At 68.4% G+C, this 21,802-nt stretch carries 17 protein-coding genes and 1 tRNA gene; 8 read left to right on the top strand and 10 right to left on the bottom strand.

Going from position 1 to position 21,802, the window contains the following annotated elements:
* Positions 1-105: 105 nt before the first annotated feature.
* The 5 genes from ACT54L_RS18875 to ACT54L_RS18895 all read right to left on the bottom strand — a co-directional run bounded on the left by ACT54L_RS18875 (position 106) and on the right by ACT54L_RS18895 (position 5,121).
* Positions 106-990, bottom strand: coding sequence for an NAD(P)-dependent oxidoreductase (locus tag ACT54L_RS18875; RefSeq protein ID WP_476087171.1), 885 nt, complete (start codon positions 988-990; stop codon positions 106-108).
* Positions 987-2,465, bottom strand: a complete 1,479-nt coding sequence (locus tag ACT54L_RS18880; protein ID WP_476087172.1) for an aldehyde dehydrogenase — start codon at positions 2,463-2,465, stop codon at positions 987-989. Before ACT54L_RS18880 ends, ACT54L_RS18875 begins: the two co-directional genes overlap by 4 nt.
* 126 nt (positions 2,466-2,591) lie before the next feature.
* Complete coding sequence (locus tag ACT54L_RS18885; protein ID WP_476087173.1) at positions 2,592-3,806, bottom strand: ABC transporter substrate-binding protein; 1,215 nt, start codon at positions 3,804-3,806, stop codon at positions 2,592-2,594.
* Positions 3,807-3,820: 14 nt separating this feature from the next.
* Complete coding sequence (locus tag ACT54L_RS18890; protein ID WP_476087174.1) at positions 3,821-4,681, bottom strand: alpha/beta fold hydrolase; 861 nt, start codon at positions 4,679-4,681, stop codon at positions 3,821-3,823.
* The gene (locus tag ACT54L_RS18895; RefSeq protein ID WP_476087175.1) at positions 4,678-5,121 is read right to left on the bottom strand and encodes a hypothetical protein; all 444 of its coding nucleotides are present in this window, start codon (positions 5,119-5,121) and stop codon (positions 4,678-4,680) included. Before ACT54L_RS18895 ends, ACT54L_RS18890 begins: the two co-directional genes overlap by 4 nt.
* A gap of 100 nt (positions 5,122-5,221) precedes the next feature.
* Between ACT54L_RS18895 and ACT54L_RS18900 the strand changes: the two genes are divergently transcribed.
* Together ACT54L_RS18900 and ACT54L_RS18905 are read left to right on the top strand one after the other, a co-directional pair.
* Positions 5,222-6,022, top strand: a complete 801-nt coding sequence (locus ACT54L_RS18900) for an N-acyl homoserine lactonase family protein (protein WP_476087176.1) — start codon at positions 5,222-5,224, stop codon at positions 6,020-6,022.
* A 204-nt stretch (positions 6,023-6,226) separates the two neighbouring features.
* A complete protein-coding gene (locus ACT54L_RS18905; RefSeq protein ID WP_476087177.1) occupies positions 6,227-7,153 on the top strand; it encodes a dienelactone hydrolase family protein in 927 nt (308 codons plus the stop codon).
* Here ACT54L_RS18905 and ACT54L_RS18910 read toward each other — a convergent pair.
* Entirely contained in the window at positions 7,150-8,532 is a 1,383-nt protein-coding gene (locus tag ACT54L_RS18910; protein WP_476087179.1) for a sigma-54-dependent transcriptional regulator, read from the bottom strand. The genes ACT54L_RS18905 and ACT54L_RS18910 overlap by 4 nt on opposite strands.
* Before the next feature lie 2 nt (positions 8,533-8,534).
* Positions 8,535-10,307 carry a sensor histidine kinase gene (locus tag ACT54L_RS18915; RefSeq protein ID WP_476087180.1) on the bottom strand — a complete coding sequence of 591 codons (1,773 nt, stop codon included), beginning with the start codon at positions 10,305-10,307 and terminating at the stop codon, positions 8,535-8,537.
* A 327-nt stretch (positions 10,308-10,634) separates the two neighbouring features.
* Between ACT54L_RS18915 and ACT54L_RS18920 the strand changes: the two genes are divergently transcribed.
* Entirely contained in the window at positions 10,635-11,975 is a 1,341-nt protein-coding gene (locus ACT54L_RS18920; RefSeq protein ID WP_476087181.1) for a dicarboxylate/amino acid:cation symporter, read from the top strand.
* Between the two features lie 156 nt (positions 11,976-12,131).
* Here the strand turns inward: ACT54L_RS18920 and ACT54L_RS18925 are convergent, their stop codons facing one another.
* Entirely contained in the window at positions 12,132-13,184 is a 1,053-nt protein-coding gene (locus ACT54L_RS18925) for a GGDEF domain-containing protein (RefSeq protein WP_476087182.1), read from the bottom strand.
* A gap of 316 nt (positions 13,185-13,500) precedes the next feature.
* Positions 13,501-13,935: a MerR family transcriptional regulator gene (locus tag ACT54L_RS18930; RefSeq protein ID WP_476087183.1), complete on the bottom strand. Its 435-nt coding sequence runs from the start codon at positions 13,933-13,935 to the stop codon at positions 13,501-13,503.
* An 84-nt stretch (positions 13,936-14,019) separates the two neighbouring features.
* Between ACT54L_RS18930 and ACT54L_RS18935 the strand changes: the two genes are divergently transcribed.
* Positions 14,020-16,254: a heavy metal translocating P-type ATPase gene (locus ACT54L_RS18935; protein WP_476087184.1), complete on the top strand. Its 2,235-nt coding sequence runs from the start codon at positions 14,020-14,022 to the stop codon at positions 16,252-16,254.
* A gap of 138 nt (positions 16,255-16,392) precedes the next feature.
* On the opposite strand, the gene ACT54L_RS18940 is transcribed toward ACT54L_RS18935, so the two are convergent.
* Positions 16,393-16,467: transfer RNA gene (locus ACT54L_RS18940), tRNA-Thr, on the bottom strand.
* A gap of 224 nt (positions 16,468-16,691) precedes the next feature.
* Between ACT54L_RS18940 and ACT54L_RS18945 the strand changes: the two genes are divergently transcribed.
* The 4 genes from ACT54L_RS18945 (at position 16,692) to ACT54L_RS18960 (ending at position 21,802) form a co-directional block, all read left to right on the top strand.
* Positions 16,692-17,852, top strand: coding sequence for an ABC transporter ATP-binding protein (locus ACT54L_RS18945; protein ID WP_476087185.1), 1,161 nt, complete (start codon positions 16,692-16,694; stop codon positions 17,850-17,852).
* Between the two features lie 99 nt (positions 17,853-17,951).
* Positions 17,952-18,863 (top strand): ABC transporter permease, encoded by a 912-nt coding sequence (locus ACT54L_RS18950; protein ID WP_476087297.1) that lies wholly within the window; start codon positions 17,952-17,954, stop codon positions 18,861-18,863.
* Positions 18,860-19,678: an ABC transporter permease gene (locus ACT54L_RS18955; RefSeq protein ID WP_476087186.1), complete on the top strand. Its 819-nt coding sequence runs from the start codon at positions 18,860-18,862 to the stop codon at positions 19,676-19,678. Before ACT54L_RS18950 ends, ACT54L_RS18955 begins: the two co-directional genes overlap by 4 nt.
* 207 nt (positions 19,679-19,885) lie before the next feature.
* On the top strand, positions 19,886-21,802 hold the full coding sequence (locus ACT54L_RS18960; protein WP_476087187.1) for an acyltransferase family protein: 1,917 nt from the start codon (positions 19,886-19,888) through the stop codon (positions 21,800-21,802).

Below are 21,802 nucleotides of genomic sequence, written 5' to 3' on the forward strand. Positions count from 1 at the left end.
CCTCTAGAAGTGGAACGCGCGCCGGGAGGAAAGCGGCGGGAGCGTCCCGGACTGTGCCGCGCCGCCCGCCGGGTCAGGGCAGACCGGCGGCCGGCGCGGGCGCCGTCAGCTTTCGCTGGCGGCGATGATGCGGCTGACCACCGGCCAATAGAGATCGGCAAAGCCCGCTTCCTGGGTGCGGGCGAGCAGCCGGTCGGCCAGCTCCGCCCCCTCCAGCTTCAGGCCCACGGAGCCGGCCAGCGACAGGGCATAGGAAATGTCCTTGCGGGCATAGGAGGTGGAGAAGGCGCGCTCGGGGAAGGTGTCGGGCACCACCGCCTTCATGCCGTGATTGCGCAGGGCGAAGCTGTCGGCCGAGCCCTTCATGAGGGTCTCGAACAGGAGCTTGCCGTCCACCCCGGCGCGCTTGGCGGTGGCGATGGCCTCCGAGAGGGCGACCACCGTTTCCACCAGCACCATATTGTTCAAGATCTTGACGATCTGCCCGGCGCCCACCGGTCCGCAATGGGTGATGTCGCTGGCGAAGGTGGCGAGCAGCGGGCGGATAGCGGCGAACGTCGCCTCGTCCGCGCCCACCATGATGGAGAGCGTGCCTTCCTCCGCCGCTTGCCGGGTGCGGGCGATGGGGGCGTCCGCATAGATGGCGCCCTTTGCCGCGAAGCGGGCGGCGATGTCGCGCGTCAGCTCCACCGGCGAGGTGCCGAGATCGACGATCACCTGGCCCGGCCGCGCGCCGGCCAGAAGGCCATTTTCGCCCAGCGTCACCGCCTCCACATGGGCGCCGCTCGGCAGTGCCATGAGGATGACGTCGCAGGAGGCGGCCAGCGCGGAGAGGCTCTCCGCCCGCGACACCCCGAAGGCCGCGAGCCGCTCCAGGGGGGCATCGGCCCGGTCGAAGCCGAGGACCGGGCGCCCGCTCTTCTGGGCCAGATTCCGGCACATGGGCTCGCCCATGACGCCGAGCCCGATGAAACCCACAGAACCCGTCATTGATGGAAGCCCTTCTCGTCGCCGCCCACCAGCGGCCCCATGTCCCAATAGATGCCCTTGGCCTGCTGGTAGAGGCGCACGCCGGAAATGCCCTTCTCGCGGCCGATGCCGCTTTCCTTGAAACCGCCGAAGGGGGTGGCGATGGACAATTGCTTGTAGGTGTTGATCCACACCGTGCCCGCCTCGATGGCGCGGGCGACGCGGTAGGCGCGGCGATAATCCGCCGTCCAGATGCCGCAGGCGAGGCCGTAGACGCTGTCATTCGCCTGGGCCACCACATCCGCCTCGTCGTCGAAGGGCAGCAGGACGAGCACCGGGCCGAAGATTTCCTGCTGGGCGGCGCTGGAGCGGTTGGTCAGGCCGCAGATGAGGGTCGGCCGGTAGAAGGCGCCGGCGGCGAGCGCGGCATCATCGGGGCGGGCGCCACCGGAGATGATCTCGCCGCCTTCCTTGCGGGCGGTCTCCACCATGCGCTCCACCCGGTCGCGGTGCGGGAAGGAGGCGAGCGGGCCCATCTTCACGCCGGCCTCCGTGGGCAGGCCCACCTTCAGCGCGTCGGTGGCGGCCTTCAGGCGTTCGGCGAAGTCGTCGAAGATGGAGCGCTGCACGAACAGGCGCGAGCCGGCGACGCAGGACTGGCCGGAGCCCTCGAAAATGCCGCCCATGACGCCGGCCACCGCCGCGTCGAGATCGGCATCGGCGAACACGATGTTGGGCGACTTGCCGCCCAGTTCCAGCGCGGCGGGAATGAGCCGGTCGGCGCAGATGCGGCCGATGGCGCGGCCCGTCTCGGTGCCGCCGGTGAAGGAGACCATGCGCACGCCGGGATGGCGCACCAGGGACACGCCGGCTTCCCCGCCAAGGCCGGTGACCACATTGAGGATGCCGGCGGGCAGGCCCGCCTCGGCGGCGATGCGCGCCACCAGGAGGGCGGCGGTGGGCGTGACCTCCGACGGCTTGACGATGACGGCGTTGCCGGCGGCCAGCGCCGGGGCCACCTTCTGCGCCTCCATGGTGAGGGGCGAGTTCCAGGGTGTGATGGCGGCCACCACCCCCATGGGCTCATAGACCGACATGGACAGGTAATCGCCGCGCGGCGGCGTCAGGTCGCCGCCCAGCGTCTCGCAGACGGCGGCGAAATAGCGGAAGGTGGCGATGGCGCTCGCCACCTGGGTCCGGCATTCGGCCATGACCTTGCCGTTCTCGCGCATCTGGATGGCGGCCAGCTCGTCGGCATTGGCCGCCATGCCGTCGGCGATGCGGGCGATGATGCGGGCGCGCTCATGGGGGCGCAGGTTGCGCCATTTCGCCGAATGCACCGCCGCCTGGGCGGCTTTCACGGCGGCATCCACGTCGGCGGCAGAGGCGGCGGACACCTCGTAATTCACCGCGCCGGTGGCGGGATTGATGGAGGCGAAGGCCGGCCCCGTCCCCTGGACGGGCTGGCCTGCGACGAAGAAGGGCAGGGCGGTCATGAGGTCCTCGCTAGAGCCGGATCCCCCCGCCTGGGATCGTCCTGCGATCCCAGGCGGGGGGTGAATCCGTCTCTTTTCCAGAAGTTAATGCCGGCCCGCGTTCGGGGGCGGGCCGGCTGGAAGGGATCAGCGCTTGACGAGCGGGCACTCGCTCTCGCTCAGCGGCCGGAAGGACTCCGAGCCGGGGAAGCGCTGGACGGTCTTGTAGAAGTCGTTCTCGTACTTGGACTCGGCCGGGGTCTTCACCTGCATCAGGTACATGTCGTGCAGAACACGGCCGTCGGGGCGGATCACGACATCCTTGTTGTACATGTCGTTGACCGGCATCTCGTGCATCTTGGCGGCGACCTTCTCGCCATCCTTGGTGCCGAGCGCCTTCACGGCCTCCAGGTAATGCTTCACGCCGGAATAGACGCCCGCATGGATCATGCTCGGCACCTTGCCGCCGGTCTGCGCCATGAAGCGCTTGGTCCAGGCGCGGGTGTCGTCATTCAGGTCCCAATAGAAGGAGGTGGTGACCTGCAGGCCCTGCGCCGCCTTCACGCCCAGCGCCTTCACGTCGGTGATGAACACCAGCAGGCCGGCGAGCTTCTGGCCGCCTTCCACGATGCCGAATTCGCCCGCCTGCTTGATGGCGGTCTGCACGTCGCGGCCGGAGGTGGCGAGGCCCACCACATTGGCCTTGGAGGACTGGGCCTGGAGCAGGAAGGAGGAGAAGTCGTTGGTGCCGAGCGGATGGGCCGCCTGGCCCAGCACCTTGCCGCCGGCCGCCTCGATGAACTTCGTCGCGTCGCGCTGGAGCGCATGGCCGAAGGCATAGTCGGCCGTGATGAAGTACCAGCTCTTGCCGCCGGCCTGGGTGATCGCCTGGCTGGTGATCTTGGCCAGCGCATAGGTGTCGTAGGTGAAGTGGAAGGAATAGGGCGTGCAGGCCTTGCCGGTGAAGTCGGAGGAGGCCGGGCCGTTGACGATGAAGATCTTCTTGCGCTCCTTGGCGGCTTCCAGGATGGCGAAGCCGGCGGAGGAGGCGGCGCCGTCCGCGATCAGGTCGACGCCTTCATTGTCGAACCATTTGCGGGCGGTGGCGGAGGCGATGTCGGCCTTGTTCTGATGGTCGGCATTGACGATCTCAATGCGCATGCCATTGACGCTATTGCCGAAGTCCTCAGCCGCGAGGCGGGCCGCGGCGACCGAGCCCTGGCCGCCATTGTCGGCGAAGACGCCGGACTGGTCGTTCAGGATGCCGATGCGGATCACATCATCGGCGGCGCTGGCAAGGCTGGGCGCGGCGAGGGCCAGCGCGCCCGAGAGCGCGGCGGCGAGCCGGGTTGCGGTGTTCATGGAAGTCCTCCCGTTTATTTCTTGTGATGAAGCGCCCGCACCTCTTCGAGGACGGGGGCGATATAGGCCCGGAACTGCTCGGGGTTTTCGCTCATGGGGAAATGGCCGAGCCGGTCCATGACCGTGACCTTGGCGCCGGGAATGGAGGCGGCAGTGCGCACCGTGTCCTGCGGCGAGCAGGAATAGTCATATTCCCCCGTGAGCAGGAACAGTGGGCAGACCGCCGTGTCGATGGCGGCGGTGCGGCCCCTGAGGTCGCCGTCCACGCGGTAGAAATAAAGGTCGCCTTTGAAGACGCCCGGTCCGCTCTGCTTGTAGTGCCACAGCGTCTCGCGGCGCCGGGCGGGGGGCACGTCCGGCGACATGAGGCCGGAGACCAGCGCCGCGCAGGCTTCCCCGCCATGCACGTCGGGCCGGTTGAGCCAGGTGGTGTCATACCAGGGCTGCTGGAAGTCCGCCGCCTCCAGGCCGATGAGGGCTGAAAACTCAGCCGCATGGTCGATGGCGAGGTTCAGCACGATGCGCCCGCCGATGGAGCAGCCCATCACCACCGGCTTGTCCAGCTCCAGCGCGCCGCAGAAGGCGCGGATGGCGGCCGTATAGGCGGCGGTGGTCAGGCGATATTCGCTGCCGTCCCAGTTTTCCGGCGGGTTGGACTTGCCGTGGAAGGGCAGGTCGAAGGCCAGGACGCGGAAATGGCGGGTGATGTCTTCATCACACAACAGGTGCCGCCACTGGCGGGCGTCCGAGCCGGCGGTGTGCAGGCAGACCAGGGGAATGCCGCTGCCAGCTTCCTCGAAATAGATGCGGTGGGGGCGGCCATCAATCTCGCAGTGGAGATAGCGGCCCACCATGGGCTCCAGGCGCGGGCTCATGGGTGCGCCTCCGAGAGGGAGGCCGCGCTGCGGGGCAGGGCCAGCAGGTCCTTGAAATATTGCAGGTTGGCGATGAAGGGGTGCAGGTCCCCCTCCAGGCTCGCCGCGCCGCTTTTGGTCAGCGCCAGCAGATCGTGCCAGCCGGCGCGGGGCAGCGGCTTCCAGAATTCCAGGAAGGCCTCGGGGGTCGCCCGATAGGCAAAGCGCCAGCTCGCCATCAGGCGCGGGCCGGCCTCCATGGCGGTGATGCGGCCTTCCACGATGCGGGTGTGGAAGGGGCGGGCGGGCGTGCCGAGAAGGCAATCCACGGTGAGGAAACGCCCGCGCTCCATGAGGGGCGCATTGGCCTCCAGCAAGGCGGGCAGGCGCGCGAGGCGCGCCGTGACGGCATCGAGCGCCACCCCCTGCGTGGGGGCCGAAGCGCCGGGTTCCTGGGACACGCGTCTCTCCCTGTGTTCTGTCTAACAGAATATGTGTTCTTTTTTGTGAGACGAACTATACACAGGCCAATCCCGCACGCAAGCGGGCCGAAACGGGAGAATGGGGATGGAGTGGGAGGTCTATGCGCTGCGCTATGGCGTGCAGGCGCGCACGGCGGGCATGAACATGATCGGCTCCACCGATCCGCACGATCTGCCCATGCCGCTGGATTTCTATGTCTGGCTGCTGCGCTCAGGCGGGCGGACCATCCTGGTGGACACCGGCTTTCGCGCGGTCGGCGCGCCCGAGCGGGGCCGGCGCATCCTGCGGCAGGTGGAGGACGCGCTCGCCGACCTCGCCTGCGATCCGGCTGGGGTGGGCGATGTCATCATCACCCACCTCCATTACGACCATGCGGGCAATCTCGACCTTTTCCCCGCCGCCACCTTCCATCTCCAGGAGCGCGAGATGGGGTTCGCCACCGGCCGCCACATGTGCGTCCACGCCATCCGCCACGCCTATGACGTGGAGGACGTGGTGAAGATGGTGCGTGCCCTCTACCAGGACCGGGTGCGCTTCCATGCGGGGGAGGGCGAGGTGGCGCCGGGGGTGAGCGTGCACCATGTGGGCGGGCACACGGACGGCCTGCAAATGGTGCGCGTTCTGACCGCCCGCGGCCCGGTGGTGCTGGCGAGCGATGCCAGCCATTTCTACGCCAATATGGAGCGGGGCCTGACCTTTCCCATTGTCTTCAACCTGGGCGAGATGGCCGCCGGCTGGGCCAAGGCCCATGCGCTGGCGGGCGCCAAGGACCGCGTCATTCCCGGCCACGATCCCCGCGTGCGCGCGCTCTATCCCGCCGTGCCGGGGACAGAGGGCGAGACGGTGGCGCTGCATCGGCCGCCGGTGGGGGAGGGGTGAGGGGACTGTTCCCCGCCTGATGCCGGGCCGGCGGAACGGATCGGGAAAACGGCGCGCTCCCTGATTCGCGCCCGGTTTGGTCCGGTCCCGTTCCCGCCCGCGCGGCGCTTCTGTCCCGATCCGGGACGCTCTGCCCTTGCGCGACATTGTCCGACGGGCGGGGGCGGCCTAGGCTCGACGCAAAGGGAAAATGGGGAGCGCCCCGTGCCACACGCCTTTATCCGCCGCGCCCACGTCCGCCTCGCCCACGTCCGCCGCGCTCTGGCCGGGCTCGCCGCGCTCTTGCTGATGGCCGCCGGCGTTTGGGCACAGGGGGCTTCGGCGCAGGAGAAAGTGAACTTTCCCTCCCGCGATGGCACCACCCTCGACGGCTATCTCTTCCGCGCGAAGACAGCGAACGGGTCCGGCCCGGCGGTCATCTTCGCCCATGGCTGCGGCGGCCTCATCGGCAAGGCCGGCATCAATGCCCGCGAGACCGACTGGGCGCAGCGCCTCACCGGCTTGGGATATACCGTGCTGATGGTGGACAGCTTCACGACGCGCGGCGTGAAATCCATGTGCGCCCCCGCCACTTTCCGCGGCGAGGTCTATCGCGCCCGTCCGCAGGACCTTTATGGCGCGCTCGCCTATCTGCAGGCGCAAGCGTTCGTGGACCCCGGCCGCATCGCCCTCATGGGCTGGTCGCTGGGCGGGGGAGCGGTGCTGAACACGCTGCGCGCCGACAGCCCCGCCCGTCCCGCCGGCCTTGCCCCGGCGCGGGACTTCCAGGCGGCCATCGCCTTCTACCCCGCCTCCTGCCGTCCCGAACGCCAGCCCGGCGGCTGGTCGAGCCGCATTCCGCTTCTGGTCTTGACCGGGGAGAAGGACGTCTGGACGCCCCTTGCGCCCTGCGAAGCCCTGCTCACGCAGGCGGCGCAAGCGGGCAGCCCGGTGACGCTGCACATCTATCCCGGCGCCTATCATGATTTCGACTGGCCGGGCCTAGCCTATCGCGAACGCCCGGAATTCCGCACCAAGGACGGGGGCGTGCCCATCGTCGCCACCGACCCCGCCGCCCGCACGGACGCGCTCGCCCGCGTGCCGGCCTTTCTCGGCCGGTATCTCAAGACAAGCGAGAAAGAGCGTCCCTAGTCCCGCCCGCCGCGAAAGGCGTTCTGGTCGATGCCGTGGCGGTGGAGCTTGTCGTAGAAGGTCTTGCGGGGGATGCCGAGGGCCTTGACGGTGGCCTGCACGTCGCCCTGGTGGGCGGCGAGCGCGGCGCGGATCTGCTCGGCCTCATAGGCCTCCACCCGCTGCGGCAAGGGAACAGCGCCGGTTGCGGGCTCGGCCGGGACGGGCGCGTCCACGAGGCCGAGGGCGACGCGCTCCACATAATGGAGGAGCTCGCGCACATTGCCCGGCCAGTCGTGGGTCTCCAGCCGGTCGAGCACGGCCCGCCCCAGGACGGGCGGCGGACGGCGGAAGCGCTTGGCGGCGGCGGCGAGGAAATGGGAGAACAGCAGCGGCACGTCCGAGCGGCGCTCCCGCAAGGGGGGAATGCGTACGGTCGCCACATGCAGGCGGTAATAGAGATCCTCCCGGAACCGCCCGGCCTTCACCAGGTCCAACAGGTTGATCTTGGCGGCGGCGACCACGCGGATGTCCACCCGCCGGCCTTCATTGGCGCCGAGCGGGATCACCTCGCGCGCTTCCAGCACGCGCAGCATCTTCACCTGGAGGGCGGGGGACATGGCCTCGATCTCGTCCAGGAACAGCGTGCCGCCATGGGCGAAGACAATCCGCCCCACCCGCTTCTTGAGCGCGCCGGTGAAGGCGCCGGCCTCGTGGCCGAACAGTTCGCTCTCAATCATGGTTTCGGGCAGCGCGCCGCAATTGACCGCCACGAAGGGCCGCGCCGCCCTGTGGCCGAGGCGATGGAGGAGATTGGCCACCACCTCCTTGCCCGACCCCGTCTCGCCTTCCACCAGCACGTCCACGTCCGCATCGGCCAGCTGCCGGATGGTCTGGCGCAGCCGCTCCATGGCCGGATCGGCGCCGAGCAGCGGCAATTCCTCCTCGGCCAGTTCAGCCGCATGCTGGGCGGCGAGCTGGGCGGCGCGGCGCAATTCGCGATTTTCCAGCACCAGCCGGCGCTTTTCCAGCGCATGGCGGATGGAGCCCAAGAGCCGCTCGCCGGAATAGGGCTTGGCGAGGAAGTCATAGGCCCCCTCCCGCATGGCCTCCACCGCCATGGCGATGTCGCCATGGCCGGTGATGAGGATGACGGGCAGGTCCGCATCCCGCCGCTTCAGGCGCCGGAACAGTTCCAGCCCGTCCATGCCGGGCATGCGCACGTCGGTCACCACCACGCCGGGAAAGCCGGCATCGATGGCCTCCAGCGCGGCTTCCGCGCTGGCGAAGGGCAAGGCGGCAAGGCCTGCCAGCATCAGCGACTGGATGTTGGCGGCGCGCAGCGTGTCGTCATCGTCGATGAAGGCCACATCAGGGCGGGGATCGGCGGGATGCGCCATGGTCAGGCCCTCGCCAGAGTGAGGATGAAGACGGCGCCCGGCCCCTCGCCGGCGGTGAAGGTGCCACCGCATTCGGCGACAATGTCGCGGGCGATGACGAGCCCGAGGCCGAGGCCTTCCGGCTTGGTGGTGACGAAGGGCATGAACAGGCCCTCGCGCACGGCAGGCGGCAGGCCCGGCCCATTGTCGGAGACGGTGACCACGGCCATGGGGCCTTCCACCTTGGCGGTGATGCGGATGCGCCCGTTGGCCCGCCCGTCCAGGGCCTCGACGGCATTCTGCAACAGGTTCACGAACACCTGTTCCAGCCGGATGCGGGCGGCGCGCACCACCACATCCTTGATGGGAATGTGGATTTCCAGCGCCACCTTCTGCTCGGCGAGGCGATGGCGCACCAGGAGGCGGGCGCCCTCCAGCACCGCGCGCAGCGACACCGGGGCCATGTCGGCGGGGGCCTTGCGGGCGAAGGCGCGCAATTCACCGGTGATGGCGCCCACCCGCTCCGTGAGGTCCTCGATGATGGCGAGGTTCGAGCGGGTGGAGGCGCCATCCCCCCGCTCCAGGAACAGGCGGGCATTTTCCGCATAGGTGCGGATGGCCGCCACCGGCTGGTTCACCTCATGGGCGACGGACGCCGCGATCTGGCCGAGCACCGCCAATTTGTTGGCCTGCACCAGCTCGTCCTGGAGATGGCCGAGGGCAGCCTGGGTGCGCCGGCGCTCCTCCATTTCGGCGGTGAGGCGGGTGTTGGTCTCGCTGAGCGCCTGGGTGCGCTCGGCGACGCGGGCCTCCAATTCCCGCCGGGCCGCCGCCGCGCGGTCGCGCTCCCGGCCGAGGCTCCGGCGTCGGGCGGTCCAGATGCCGGCGACGCCGAAGCCGGCCACCCCCAGCAGCAAGGCCAGCGAGCGCGCCGCCGTGGTGGCCAGGGGCACCGAGGGGGCGGTGGGAGCGAGTGCATGGAGGGTCCAGCCCGATGTGCGCAGCGGGGCATCGGAGGCGACGAAGGTCTGGCCCGCCAGGGCACGGGGCGCGGCCACGGCTGCCGCGCCCGGCAGATCGCGGGCCGGGTGGATGGGCAGCATGGCGAGGGGCGCGTCGCCGAACTGAAGCGAGGCACGGATCTCTTCCCGCTGGGCGGCATCCAGCGGCACGGTGGCGTGGAAGCGCCAGTCCGGCTCGCTCGCCACCAGCACGATGCCGCGCTCGTCGGTGACAAAGGCGGGCTCCGGCAAGCTGTGCCAGGCCTCCTCCGTGGCGCCGAATTCCGCCTTCACCACCACCACGCCCAGCGGCCCCGTATCGCCCTCGATGCGCCGGGACAGGTAGAGGCCCGGCCGGTGGCTGACCGTGCCGAAGGCGAAATGCTCCGCCTGGCCGTCGGTCATGGCGCCGGTGAAATAGGGGCGGAAGGCGTAGTTGGAGCCGACGAAGCTCTCTGCGGTGCGGAAATTGCTGGCGGCGCGGGTGAGGCCGTCGGCATCGATCACATAGATGGCGCCCGCCCGGCTCTCCTGGGCGATGCGCTCCAGCCGCTCGTCGAGGGCCAGCAACCGGCCATCCTGCGGCGCCGCCAGGGCCTCGCGCACGCCGGGATCATCGGCCAGCACCAGCGGCAGGGAGCGCTGCTTCTCGATCTCCGAGCGCAGCATGGCCACCCGCAGCGCCACAGCCGCCTCGGCGGTGCCGCGCAATTGGGACAGGGCCCAGCGCTCCGCCACATGGGCGGCCACCGCATCCAGCACCACCAGCGCGCCGAGCGCCAGCGTGCCCAGCACCAGCCAGGAGGCCCGGCGGCGGCGGGGCGCCGGCGCGCCGGGCGGCGCGGTATCGACGGATGAGGACAGGAGAAGGCTCCCTTTTGTGCGGAATTCCGCACGCGACTTTGGACGATATTGTGCGAAAGTTCGCACATTGCGTCAAATCAGCGGCAAGAGCGGGGCAGAAAGGCGTTTCGATTCAATCCAGTGGTCTTGGCTGTCTGCCGGCGCAAGCTGGCACGGGGCTTGCCATGGTCGGGGCGAGGGTTCGCCCTCTCCTGATCCACCAAGGTTCCGAAGGCGCCCTGTTTGAAGAGGTGCCGAAGGCCCAAAGGAGAAACGCCCATGGCGCTCGCCGTTCCGGCGCCGGCCCCGGCCGCGCGTCGCAAGCTGCATCATCACCTGTATTTCCAGGTGCTCGTGGCCATCATTCTCGGCATCCTGCTGGGCCACTTCTACCCCAAGTTCGCGGTGGAACTGCGTCCCCTGGGCGATGCCTTCATCAAGCTGGTGAAGATGGTCATCGCCCCCGTCATCTTCCTCACCGTGGTCAGCGGCATCGCGGGCATGCGGGACCTCGGCAAGGTCGGGCGCGTGGCCGGCAAGGCCATGATCTACTTCCTCACCTTTTCCACCCTGGCGCTCATCATCGGCCTCGTGGTCGGCAATGTGGTGCAGCCCGGCGCGGGCATGAACATCAATCCCGCGACGCTGGACCCCAAGGCGACCGCCGACTATGTGGCCAAGGCCCACGATTCTACCATCGTCGGCTTCCTGATGAACGTCATCCCCTCGACGCCGTTCAGCGCCATGGCCTCGGGTGACATTCTCCAGGTGCTGTTCTTCGCGGTCCTGTTCGGCATCGCGCTCGCCGGCATCGGCGACAAGGCCGAGCCGCTGATGACCGTGCTGCATTCCACCGCCCAGGGCATGTTCCGCCTGGTGGCCATCCTGATGCGCGCGGCCCCGGTGGGTGCCTTCGGTGCCATGGCCTTCACCATCGGCCGCTACGGCCTCGGCTCCATCGTGAGCCTGGCCATGCTGCTGGCGACCTTCTACATCACCTCCTTCCTGTTCGTGTTCGTGGTGCTCGGCGCGGTCGCCCGCTACAACGGCTTCTCGCTCTGGAAGCTCTTGAAATACATCAAGGAAGAGCTGCTCCTGGTGCTCGGCACCTCGTCCTCGGAAGCCGCCCTGCCGAGCCTGATGGAGAAGATGGAACTGGCCGGCTGCCACCGCTCGGTGGTGGGCCTGGTGGTGCCCACCGGCTATTCCTTCAACCTGGACGGCACCAACATCTATATGACGCTGGCGGCCCTCTTCATCGCCCAGGCCACCGGCATTCATCTCAGCCTGTGGGACCAGATCCTGCTGCTCCTGGTGGCCATGCTCTCCTCCAAGGGCGCGGCGGGCATCACCGGCGCCGGCTTCATCACCCTGGCGGCGACCCTCTCCGTGGTCCCCTCCGTTCCGATCGGCGGCATGGCGCTCATCCTCGGCATCGACCGTTTCATGTCGGAGTGCCGCGCCATCACCAATTTCATCGGCAATACGGTGGCCACCATCGTTGTGGCCCGCTGGGAAGGCGAACTGGATGAGGCGCGCCTGGCCGCTGCCTTGTCCGGCCGCGTGCCGCTCGGCCACGACATCAAGGTGGCCGAGGAGTTCGTGGAAGCCATCGACTGAGACCCGCCGGCCCCGGCGCCGTGCAGGGCGCCGGGGGCTTGAGCGCGATCCGTCCGGCCCCGCCGAAGCGGACCTCGCGCCCTCCCGAGCCTGGTTCCTGCGGGGGAACCGGAAGGCCGCGACGCTCCGGGCGTCGCGGCTTTTTTCTTGTGTCCGTCAGGTCGGCGGGCCGGCAAGGCCCGCCGGGGGGACCGCCGCGTCCCCCGCCTCGAACCGCACCACCCGGTCGCGGCCGAGGGCCTTGGCCCGATAGAGGGCGCGGTCGGCCTGTTCCACCAGCTGGCCGATGTCCGTGGCCGGGCCGTGGTGGGTGGCTGCGCCGATGCTGGCCGTCACGCGGCCGGTGAGGGGATGGGGCATGTGGGCCGCCGCGATGTCGGCGCGGACCGCTTCGGCAAGACTTGCCGCGCCGGTGTCGTCGGTGCCCGGCAGGAGGATGGCAAATTCCTCCCCGCCATAGCGGGCGGCCAGATCGTCGCTTCGGCGCACCATGCCCTTGAGGCGCTCGCCCATGCGGCGCAAGACGGCATCGCCCGCCGGATGGCCGGACAGGTCATTGACCGCCTTGAACTGGTCGAGGTCCACCAGCAAAAGCGACAGGGGCGCCCCTGTGCGCCGCGCCCGCCGCCCGGCGCGCTCCAGCTCCTCGTCGAAGGCCCGCCGGTTGGGCAGGCCGGTAAGGGCATTGGTGTCGGCCCGACGGCGCAGGTCGGTGTTCGCCCGCCAGACCTCCAGGGCATCCATGGCGATGGCGCCCAGATCCAACAGCGGGGTCAGATCGAACGCCTCCGCATCACCCGGCGTCCGGTCCATCACGCACAAGGTGCCCACCGTCAGATCCGGCGGCAGCACCAGGGGCACGCCGGCATAGAAGCGCAGCGCCAGACGCGATGCCAGCGGATGGCCATCCAGCCGGGGATCGGTGCGCAGGTCCCCCACCACCAGCGGCCGACCGCTCTCGATGATGAGATTGCAGACGGTGAGCGGCCGCGCCACCACGGGGGCAAGCCCCGGCCCCGACATGGCCTTCATCCACTGGAACGCCTCGTCCACGAAGGACAGGAACGCCACATCCACCCCATAGACCGTGGTGGCCAGGCGCGTCAGCCGGTCGAACCGCTCATCGGGCGGCGTGTCCATGATGTTGCAGGCGGCGAGCACCCGGAGGCGTTCGGCTTCGTTCCCAGGGGGGCGGGGCTGCTGCCACATCCGGTCGCTCCGGCAGGGGGGGCGGGAGGGGCAAGGTGTCCCGGATCGGCCGGTTGTGGCAAGGGCGAGGGACGCCCCTGCGGAAGGTGCTGTCCGGTGGCGCAGGGGAGGCGCCGCGGGGGGGCGGGCGAGGGGGCCAAGGGACGGGGGAGGGACGGGGGAGGGACGGGGGAGGGACGGGGCGAGGGACCGGGAAAAGGGCGAACGGGAGGGCGAGGGGGCAGGCGGGAAACGCCAAGCCCAGATCAGGCCGGACGGCGCCCGGTTCCGCCCCTGTTCCGTGCCACCTAAGCCGAGAACACCGGCCGTTTCGGGCCTATTCGTCGGCGAGACGGCCATGGGTGTGGGTGGGATCGGCCAGGGTCTCGATCACCCGGCATTCCCCCACCCGGCCTGCGGCACACTGTTCCACCATCTTGCGCAACTCCCCCCGCAGCCGCTCCAGCCGGGCGATCCGGCGCTCCACATCCTGGAGACGGGCGGTGGCAATGGCATCGGCGGTGGCGCAGGGCTGGTCTGGATCGTCCTGCAATTTCAAGAGGGTACGGATCTCATCCATGGGGAAGCCCAGTTCCCGCGCATGGCGGATGAAGGCCAGGCGCCGCAGGTCCTCCGCGCCATAAAAGCGCCGATTGCCGTCGCTGCGCGCCACGCCGGACAGCAGGCCGATCTGCTCGTAATAGCGGATCGTAGGTATTTTAATGCCGCTTAACCGGGCTGCGTCCCCGATGGAATGCTCCTGTTCCGCCATTTTCCGTTTGCTCCTCCAGTCACTAGAGGATGTATCGGGAAAGCCGACCCTGCAAGCCGCCCCGGCCCATTGAGGAGTTCGGCCATGTCTCCGGCCCTGTCACAGACGAGCCCCGCCACCACCCGTTTCCGCGTCCAAGGCATGGACTGCGCCTCCTGCGCCCTGAAGATCGAGACGGCCGTCCGCCGGCTTCCCGGCGTCGGGGAGGTGTCCGTCTCGGTCCAGGCGGGAACGCTGATTGTCCAGCATGGCCAGGGCTTTGAGGTCGATCGGCTGGCCCGTCAGGTCGCCGCGCTCGGCTATGGCGTCACCCCCGCCGACGGCGCGCCCGCCCCCGCGGAGGCCGCCTGCTGCACCGCCTATGATCCCGCCGGCCACCCGCACGATCACGCCCACGACCAGTCTCACGGCCACCCCCACGATCACTCCCACAGCCCCGCCGCCCCGTCCGCCGAAGCCCCTTGGTGGCGCAGCCGCAAGGCGAACCAGGCGGTGTTCTGCGGCCTCGCCGTTGTTCTGGCCTGGGTCTGCGGCTGGGTCTGGCCGGCCGCCGACCTCTGGGCGTTCCTGGCCGCCCTGCTGGTGGGCCTCGTCCCCATCGCCCGCCGCGCCCTGGCCGCCGCCCGGGCCGGCGCGCCCTTCACCATCGAGACCTTGATGACCATCGCAGCGGTCGGGGCGGTCGCCATAGGGGCGGCGGAAGAGGCGGCGGCGGTGGTGTTCCTGTTCCTGATTGGCGAGATATTGGAAGGGGTTGCCGCAAGCCGCGCGCGCGCCAGCATCGCCGGTCTCACCGCCCTCCTGCCCAAGACTGCCCTGATACAGGAGGGTGGCGCGGTGCGCGAAGTGCCGGCGGACCACCTTGCCCCCGGCGCCGTCATCCTGGTGCGCCCCGGCGACCGGATCGCCGCGGATGGTGTTGTTCTTGAAGGGGAAAGTGCGGTCGATGAGGCCCCGGTCACCGGCGAGAGCATGCCCAAGGCCAAGCGCGCCGGAGAGGCCGTCTTCGCCGGCACCATCAATGGCGAGGCGGCCCTCACCGTGGAGGTCACCGCCGCCGCCGCGGACAACACCATCGCCCGGGTCGTGAAACTGGTGGAGGAGGCGCAGGAGAGCAAGGCGCCCACCGAGCGGTTCATCGACCGATTCTCCCGCTATTACACGCCCTTGGTGCTGGTTGCGGGAGCTCTGGTGGCGGTGCTTCCGCCGCTTGCCCTGGGGCTCCCCTGGAGCGACTGGATCTATCGGGGCCTGGCCATCCTGCTCATCGGCTGCCCCTGCGCGCTGGTGATTTCCACACCCGCCGCCATCGCTGCCGGCTTGTCCGCCGGGGCCCGCCGCGGCCTGCTGATGAAGGGCGGCGCGGTGCTGGAACGCTTGCGGCAAGCCACTTTGGTGGCCTTCGACAAGACCGGAACCCTCACCGAGGGGCGGCCCGTGGTCACGGACATCGTCGGTCTCGGTCGGCCGGACGCCGACGTGCTTGCGCTGGCCGCAGCGGTCGAAACCGGCTCCAGCCATCCGCTGGCCGCCGCCATCCTTGCCGGCGCGGCGCAAAGAGGCCTCGCCGTGCCCCCCGCAACGACTGTGAAAGCCCTGCCGGGGCAAGGGGTTGCCGGCATAGTTGCGGGGCAGGGGATCGCGCTCGTCTCCCCGCGTGCGGCGGCGGAGCGGGCGATTCTCCTGCCCGAGCACGCCGCGCAGATCGCGGCCTTCAGCGATGCGGGCAAGACGGTGGCGGTGCTGCTGGTGAACGGCGCGCCCGCCGGCATCCTGGCCCTGCGCGACAGCCTGCGCCCCGACGCCGTGGCGGGCATCAAGGCCTTGAAGGATCTTGGCGTTTCCGCTGCCATGCTGACCGGCGACAATGCCCGCGCCGCAGCCGCCATGGCGGGCCCGCTGGCCATCGAAGCCCATGCCGGCCTTCTGCCGCAGGACAAGCAGCGCCAGGTCCAAGCTTGGCAGAGCAAGGGCGAGGTGGTGCTGAAGGTGGGCGACGGCATCAATGATGCGCCCGCTCTCGCCGCCGCCGATATCGGCATCGCCATGGGCGGTGGAACCGACGTGGCGCTGGAGACCGCCGACGCCGCCATCCTTCATGGCCGCGTGAGCGATGTGGCCCGCATGATCCGCCTGTCGCAAATGGTGATGCGGAACATCACCCAGAACATCTCCATCGCCTTGGGTTTGAAGGCGGTTTTCCTGGTGACGACCATCGCCGGCCTCACCGGCCTGTGGCCAGCCATCCTCGCCGACACCGGGGCCACCGTGCTGGTGACGCTGAACGCCCTGCGCCTCCTCTCCCCACGCCTGGAGTGAGGAAGGCCACCGCCAGCCATCGGGGGGAGCGTCCGGCCCGGGGAGGCCTGACGCTCCCCTGGCAAAGCCACGCAAGCGCCCTCACGCCGGGGTCGTCCCCGTCGGTGGTCATGCTGAAACAATTTAGGGATGTTAGGATGGTGCTGCGAGAGAGGATTGAACTCTCGACCTCTCCCTTACCAAGGGAGTGCTCTACCACTGAGCTACCGCAGCGACTGTCGGCGACGAAGGTTTCCGTCGCGAGCGGGCTGTTCCTGCCACAAGCTGGCGGGTGGTGCAAGCCTTGCCGACTGTGGAACTGTCCGCAAACTTGCTTACCCACAGGTCGTCACATTCTCCGCGCTGCAACGCATCATTTTTGCGCTTGCACATGACTTGAGCATGACGGCGGCGCGGGCTAGCCTTCTCTCCAGCGGCAACGAGGGGAAGCGGGGCTCATGTCGAAACCACGGACACAGACCATCGGCGCTGTGCGGCGCACATTCGCCCCCTGGGCCGATCCTCAGGCCACGCCGCTGATCCGGTTCGAGAACGTCATCAAGCGGTTCGGCGATTTCGTTGCGGTCGATAATGTGAGCATCGACATCTACGAGCGGGAGTTCTTCGCCCTGCTCGGCCCCTCCGGCTGCGGCAAGACCACCTTGATGCGCATGCTGGCCGGCTTCGACGAGCCAACGGACGGGTGCATCCGGCTGGCCGGGCAGGATTTGGTGGGCGTGCCGCCGTACCAGCGTCCCGTGAACATGATGTTCCAGTCCTACGCCCTGTTTCCGCACATGAGCGTGGCTGACAACATCGCCTTCGGCCCCCGCCAGGCGGGCATGCCCAAGGGCGAGGTGACCCAGCGCGTAGAGGAAATGCTGGCGCTGGTGAAGCTGGAGAAGTTTGCCAAGCGCAAGCCCCACCAATTGTCGGGCGGCCAGCGACAGCGGGTGGCGCTGGCCCGCGCGGTCGCCAACCGGCCGAAGGTGCTGCTCCTGGACGAGCCCCTGGGTGCGCTCGACAAGAAGCTGCGCGAGGAAACCCAGTTCGAGCTCATGGACCTGCAGATGAAGCTCGGCATGACCTTCCTGATCGTGACCCACGATCAGGAGGAGGCCATGACGGTGGCGGATCGCATCGCGGTCATGAACCAGGGCAAGCTGGTGCAGGTGGCGCCTCCGGCCACCATCTATGAGCAGCCCTCCACCCGCTACGTGGCGGACTTCATCGGCGATGTGAACATCCTGGAATGCAAGGTGGTCAGCTGTGCCGCCGGCGAAGTCGTGCTGAATTCGAGCCTCACGCCGCATCCCATCCGCATGGCCCAGTCCGTGGATGCCAAGGTTGGTGATACGGTGTTCCTGGCGGTGCGGCCCGAAAAGATGCGCATTTCTCTCGATCCGCCCGCCGACGTGTCGGAAAACCTGTTCGCGGGCGAGATCTGGGACATCGGATATCTCGGCGACTTGTCCATCTACCATGTTGAAATGCCGTGCGGCACGCGCATCAAGGTGTCGCTGCCCAACCTCTCGCGCGTGGTGGAACGGCCCATTTCCTGGGAGGACAAGGTCTATGTGACCTTCGCCCCCCATGCGGGCGTCGTGCTCTGCCATTGAGACAAGGCCGCTTCCCGCAGGCGCGGGGAGCTTTTGGGAAGGCCGGGCCCGTGCGGGACGGCCGTCGACCGCGAGGAAGAAGAGGGGGCGCCCATGGCCATGGCGGGTGAAAAGGGACGCGGGCGATTGTTCGTCATCGCCATTCCCTATCTTTGGTTGCTGATCCTGTTCCTGGTGCCGTTCTTCATCGTGATGAAGATCAGCCTCTCCCAGGACGTGATCGCCTCGCCGCCTTATACGCCATTGCTGGACCTGTCGAAGGGGTGGGCAGGTTTCCTGGACTTCCTGTCCCAGCTGTCCTTTGCCAATTACCTTTATGTGCTGGACGGCGAGAATGAGTTCCTGCGGGCCTACGGCTCCAGCCTCATCATCGCCTCCATCTCGACGGTGCTTCTGCTGCTGGTGGGCTATCCCATAGCCTATGGCATGGCCCGTGCGCCGCGCGGGCTGCAGCCGACCTTGCTCATGCTCATCATCCTGCCCTTCTGGACCTCGTTCCTGATCCGCGTCTATGCGTGGATCGGCATCCTCTCGCCGGAAGGCCTGCTCAATCAGGCGCTTCAGGCGGTGGGTCTTATCGATGAGCCCCTGCAGATCCTCAATACCGACCTGGCGGTCTATATCGGCATTGTCTATTCCTACCTGCCCTTCATGGTGCTGCCGCTCTATTCGGCCCTGGAGAAGCTGGACGGGACCTTGCTGGAGGCGGCGCAGGACCTCGGCTGCACCCCGTTCAAGGCTTTTTGGCTGATAACCTTTCCGCTGTCCTTGCCGGGCGTTGCCGCGGGCGCGCTGCTCTGCTTCATCCCGGCGGTGGGCGAGTTCGTCATTCCCGACCTGCTCGGCGGCTCCGACACCATGATGATCGGCAAGTCGCTGTGGACCGAGTTCACGGTCAACAGGTCCTGGACCTCCTCATCGGCGGTGGCGGTGCTGCTGCTGCTGGTGCTGGTGGTGCCCATCGTGATCTACCAGAACATCCAGGCGCGCCAGCTGGAGGCAGGAAAATGAACAAGGGCCTCTCCTGGTTCAACGTCACGTCCATCGTCGCCGGCTTTGCCTTTCTCTACATTCCGATCCTGCTGCTGGTGATCTATTCCTTCAACGCGTCGCGCCTCGTGACGGTGTGGGCGGGCTTCTCGTTCCAGTGGTACGCCTCACTGCTGGAAAACGAGCAATTGCTGGATGCTGCCTGGGTGACGCTGCGCGTCGCCTTCATCTCCTCGCTGATCGCCACGGTGCTCGGCACCATGGCTGCCCTGGCGCTGACCCGCTATGGGCGCTTCTTCGGGCGCACCCTTTTCTCGGGCATGACCTACGCGCCCCTCGTCATGCCCGAGGTCATCACCGGCCTGTCGCTGCTGCTGCTGTTCGTGGCGGTCGGCTTCGAGCGCGGCTTCTGGACCATCACCCTGGCCCATATCACCTTCACCATGTGTTTCGTGGCGGTGGTGGTGCAGTCGCGGCTCGTCACCTTCGACCGTTCCCTCGAGGAGGCGGCCCTCGATCTCGGCTGCCCGCCGTTCAAGACCTTCTTCATCATTACCTTGCCGCTGATCCTGCCGGCGGTGGTGTCGGGCTTCCTTCTGGCCTTCACGCTCTCCATGGATGATCTGGTGATTGCCAGCTTCACCACCGGGCCGGGCGCGACCACCTTGCCCATGCGCATCTATTCCCAGGTGCGCCTTGGCGTGACGCCGGAAATCAATGCCGCCTGCACCATTCTCATCGCCATCGTCACGGTGGTCGTGCTCATCGCCTCGGTGGTGACCAAGCATCAGGAGAAGGTGCGCGAGGCAGAGGAGCGGGCGGCCGCCGCCCAGTAGCCTGTCCCGCATTCCCCCATTGAGCGCCCGGCTTCGGCCGGGCGCTTTGCGTTTCAGCACCTCATTCCGGCCGCGTGCCGCCGCGCCACACCTGCCTGAAAACGACGCCGGGAGGTGGCCCCCGGCGAAACATTCTGCAAAAAGGAGAAACGACGGAGAAACAGATCGGCGTCCGGGGGAATGCGGTACAGGGCGGATATTGGCGGCTTGCGCGCCCTGGCAGTCATTCCCGTGGTCCTCTATCACCTGGACGAGCGCTTGGTGCCCGGCGGCTATGTGGGCGTCGACATCTTCTTCGTCATCTCCGGCTATCTCATCACCAAGCTCCTGGCTCAGGATCTGGAAGCCCGGCGCTTCAGCCTTTTGACTTTCTATGACCGGCGGGTGCGCCGCATCGTGCCCGCCTATGCGGCGGTGGCGCTGGCGATTTCGGTGGCGGCGCTGATTCTGCTGCCGCCGGGCATGATGGTGGCATTCGGAAAGTCCCTGCAGGCTGCCTCCACCTTCCTGGCGAATCGCTACTTCCTGTCCGCCACCGGCTATTTCGGCGCGGCGCCAGACGAGCAATGGCTGCTGCACACTTGGTCGCTGTCGGTGGAGGAGCAGTTTTATCTGGCCTGGCCGCTGCTGCTGGCGGTCCTTTTCCACCCGCGTCTTGCGCGCCTGCGGCCTTATCTGGTCTGGGCGCTCATCATCGCCTCGCTGGCGGTCTCCACGCGCAATGCGGTGCTGCGGCCGGCACCGGCCTTCTACAATTCCGCCGGGCGCTTCTGGGAATTGCTGCTGGGGGCACTCCTGGCGCTTGGCTATCTGCCGCGGCTGCGTACATCCTGGCAGGCGGAAGCTGTGGCGGGCGTGGGCCTGGGGCTCATTGCCACAGCCTATGCCACGTTCAACCACGACACCATTTTCCCCGGCGCCCTCGCGCTGGTCCCGACGGCGGGCGCGCTCTGCCTCATCTGGGCGGGAGAGGAGGGGCGGACCACAAGGGTTGGACGGCTCCTGTCGCTCCCACCCCTGATGTGGATCGGGCTCATCTCCTATTCGTTGTATCTGTGGCACTGGCCCATCATTGCGATCCATCGTTTCCTGACCTTCCGGTCGCCGGACCTCTGGGAGGGCGTGGGCCTGTTCGCCGCCATGCTGGCGCTTTCGGCGCTGTCCTGGCGCTTTGTGGAGGCGCCTTTCCGCCGCCACGGGCCGGCAAGCGCCGCCAGCGAATGGCGCAGTGTGGGCGGCGGCGTTGCGGTGCTGGCCGCTCTGGCTGGGCTCGCCTGGGTCATGGTGGCCACCGGAGGCCTGCCAGGGCGTGCAACGGCCGCCTATCTGGCGGCCGAGCGGACGGTGGGCACCTACTGGCAGGGACGTGCCACATGCTTGCTGGGGCCCGGCGGCACCATGCCGGCGGACGGTCAATGCCGTTTCGGTGATCCCGATCCGCAGGCGCCGGTTGTGGCGTTGTGGGGCGATTCCTTCGGCGATCATCACGGGCCCGCCCTCGATCGTCTGGGCCGGGAGGAGGGGTTCGGCTTCTGGCAACTCACCAAGGCGGGGTGCGCCCCGCTGGCACCCGATCCGGCCATGAGCCCGCTGGCCCGGTCCGAACAGCGGGCCTGCAATGCCTTCCGCGATCAATCTCTCGCCCGGTTGATCGCGGACCCGCGCGTGCGCCTGGTGGTGATCGCGGGCAATTGGTCGAACGACCCGCCCGCCGATCGCGCGCGCCTCGCGACGGCGCTGGATGGCCTTTCGGCAGCGGGCAAGCCGGTTCTCCTGGTGGGGAGCGCAGGTGGGTTTCCCACCGGCGGGGGGCGCTGCGTGCTGCGCCGGCGCTTCGCCGGGACCGATGAGGGGGTGTGCGACATGACGCGCGAGGCCTCCGATGCGGATGCCGCGCCCATCGAGCAATGGCTGGGATCTCTGGCCGCAGCCGGGCCGGGACGCACCCTGTTCCGACCGCGCCTGCTCTATTGCGACGACACAACGTGCCGGCCGACCGCCGACGGCGTGCCCTTGTTCCTGGATGGCGGCCACCTGGATGTGGCCGGTGCCCTTCATGCCTTGGAGGCCTGGCGGGCGGTGCTGCTTCCCGCCCTGCAAGGAGCCGGCCCGATGGTGCGCTGA

It is taken from the genome of Aquabacter sp. DMC10 (assembly GCF_056314145.1).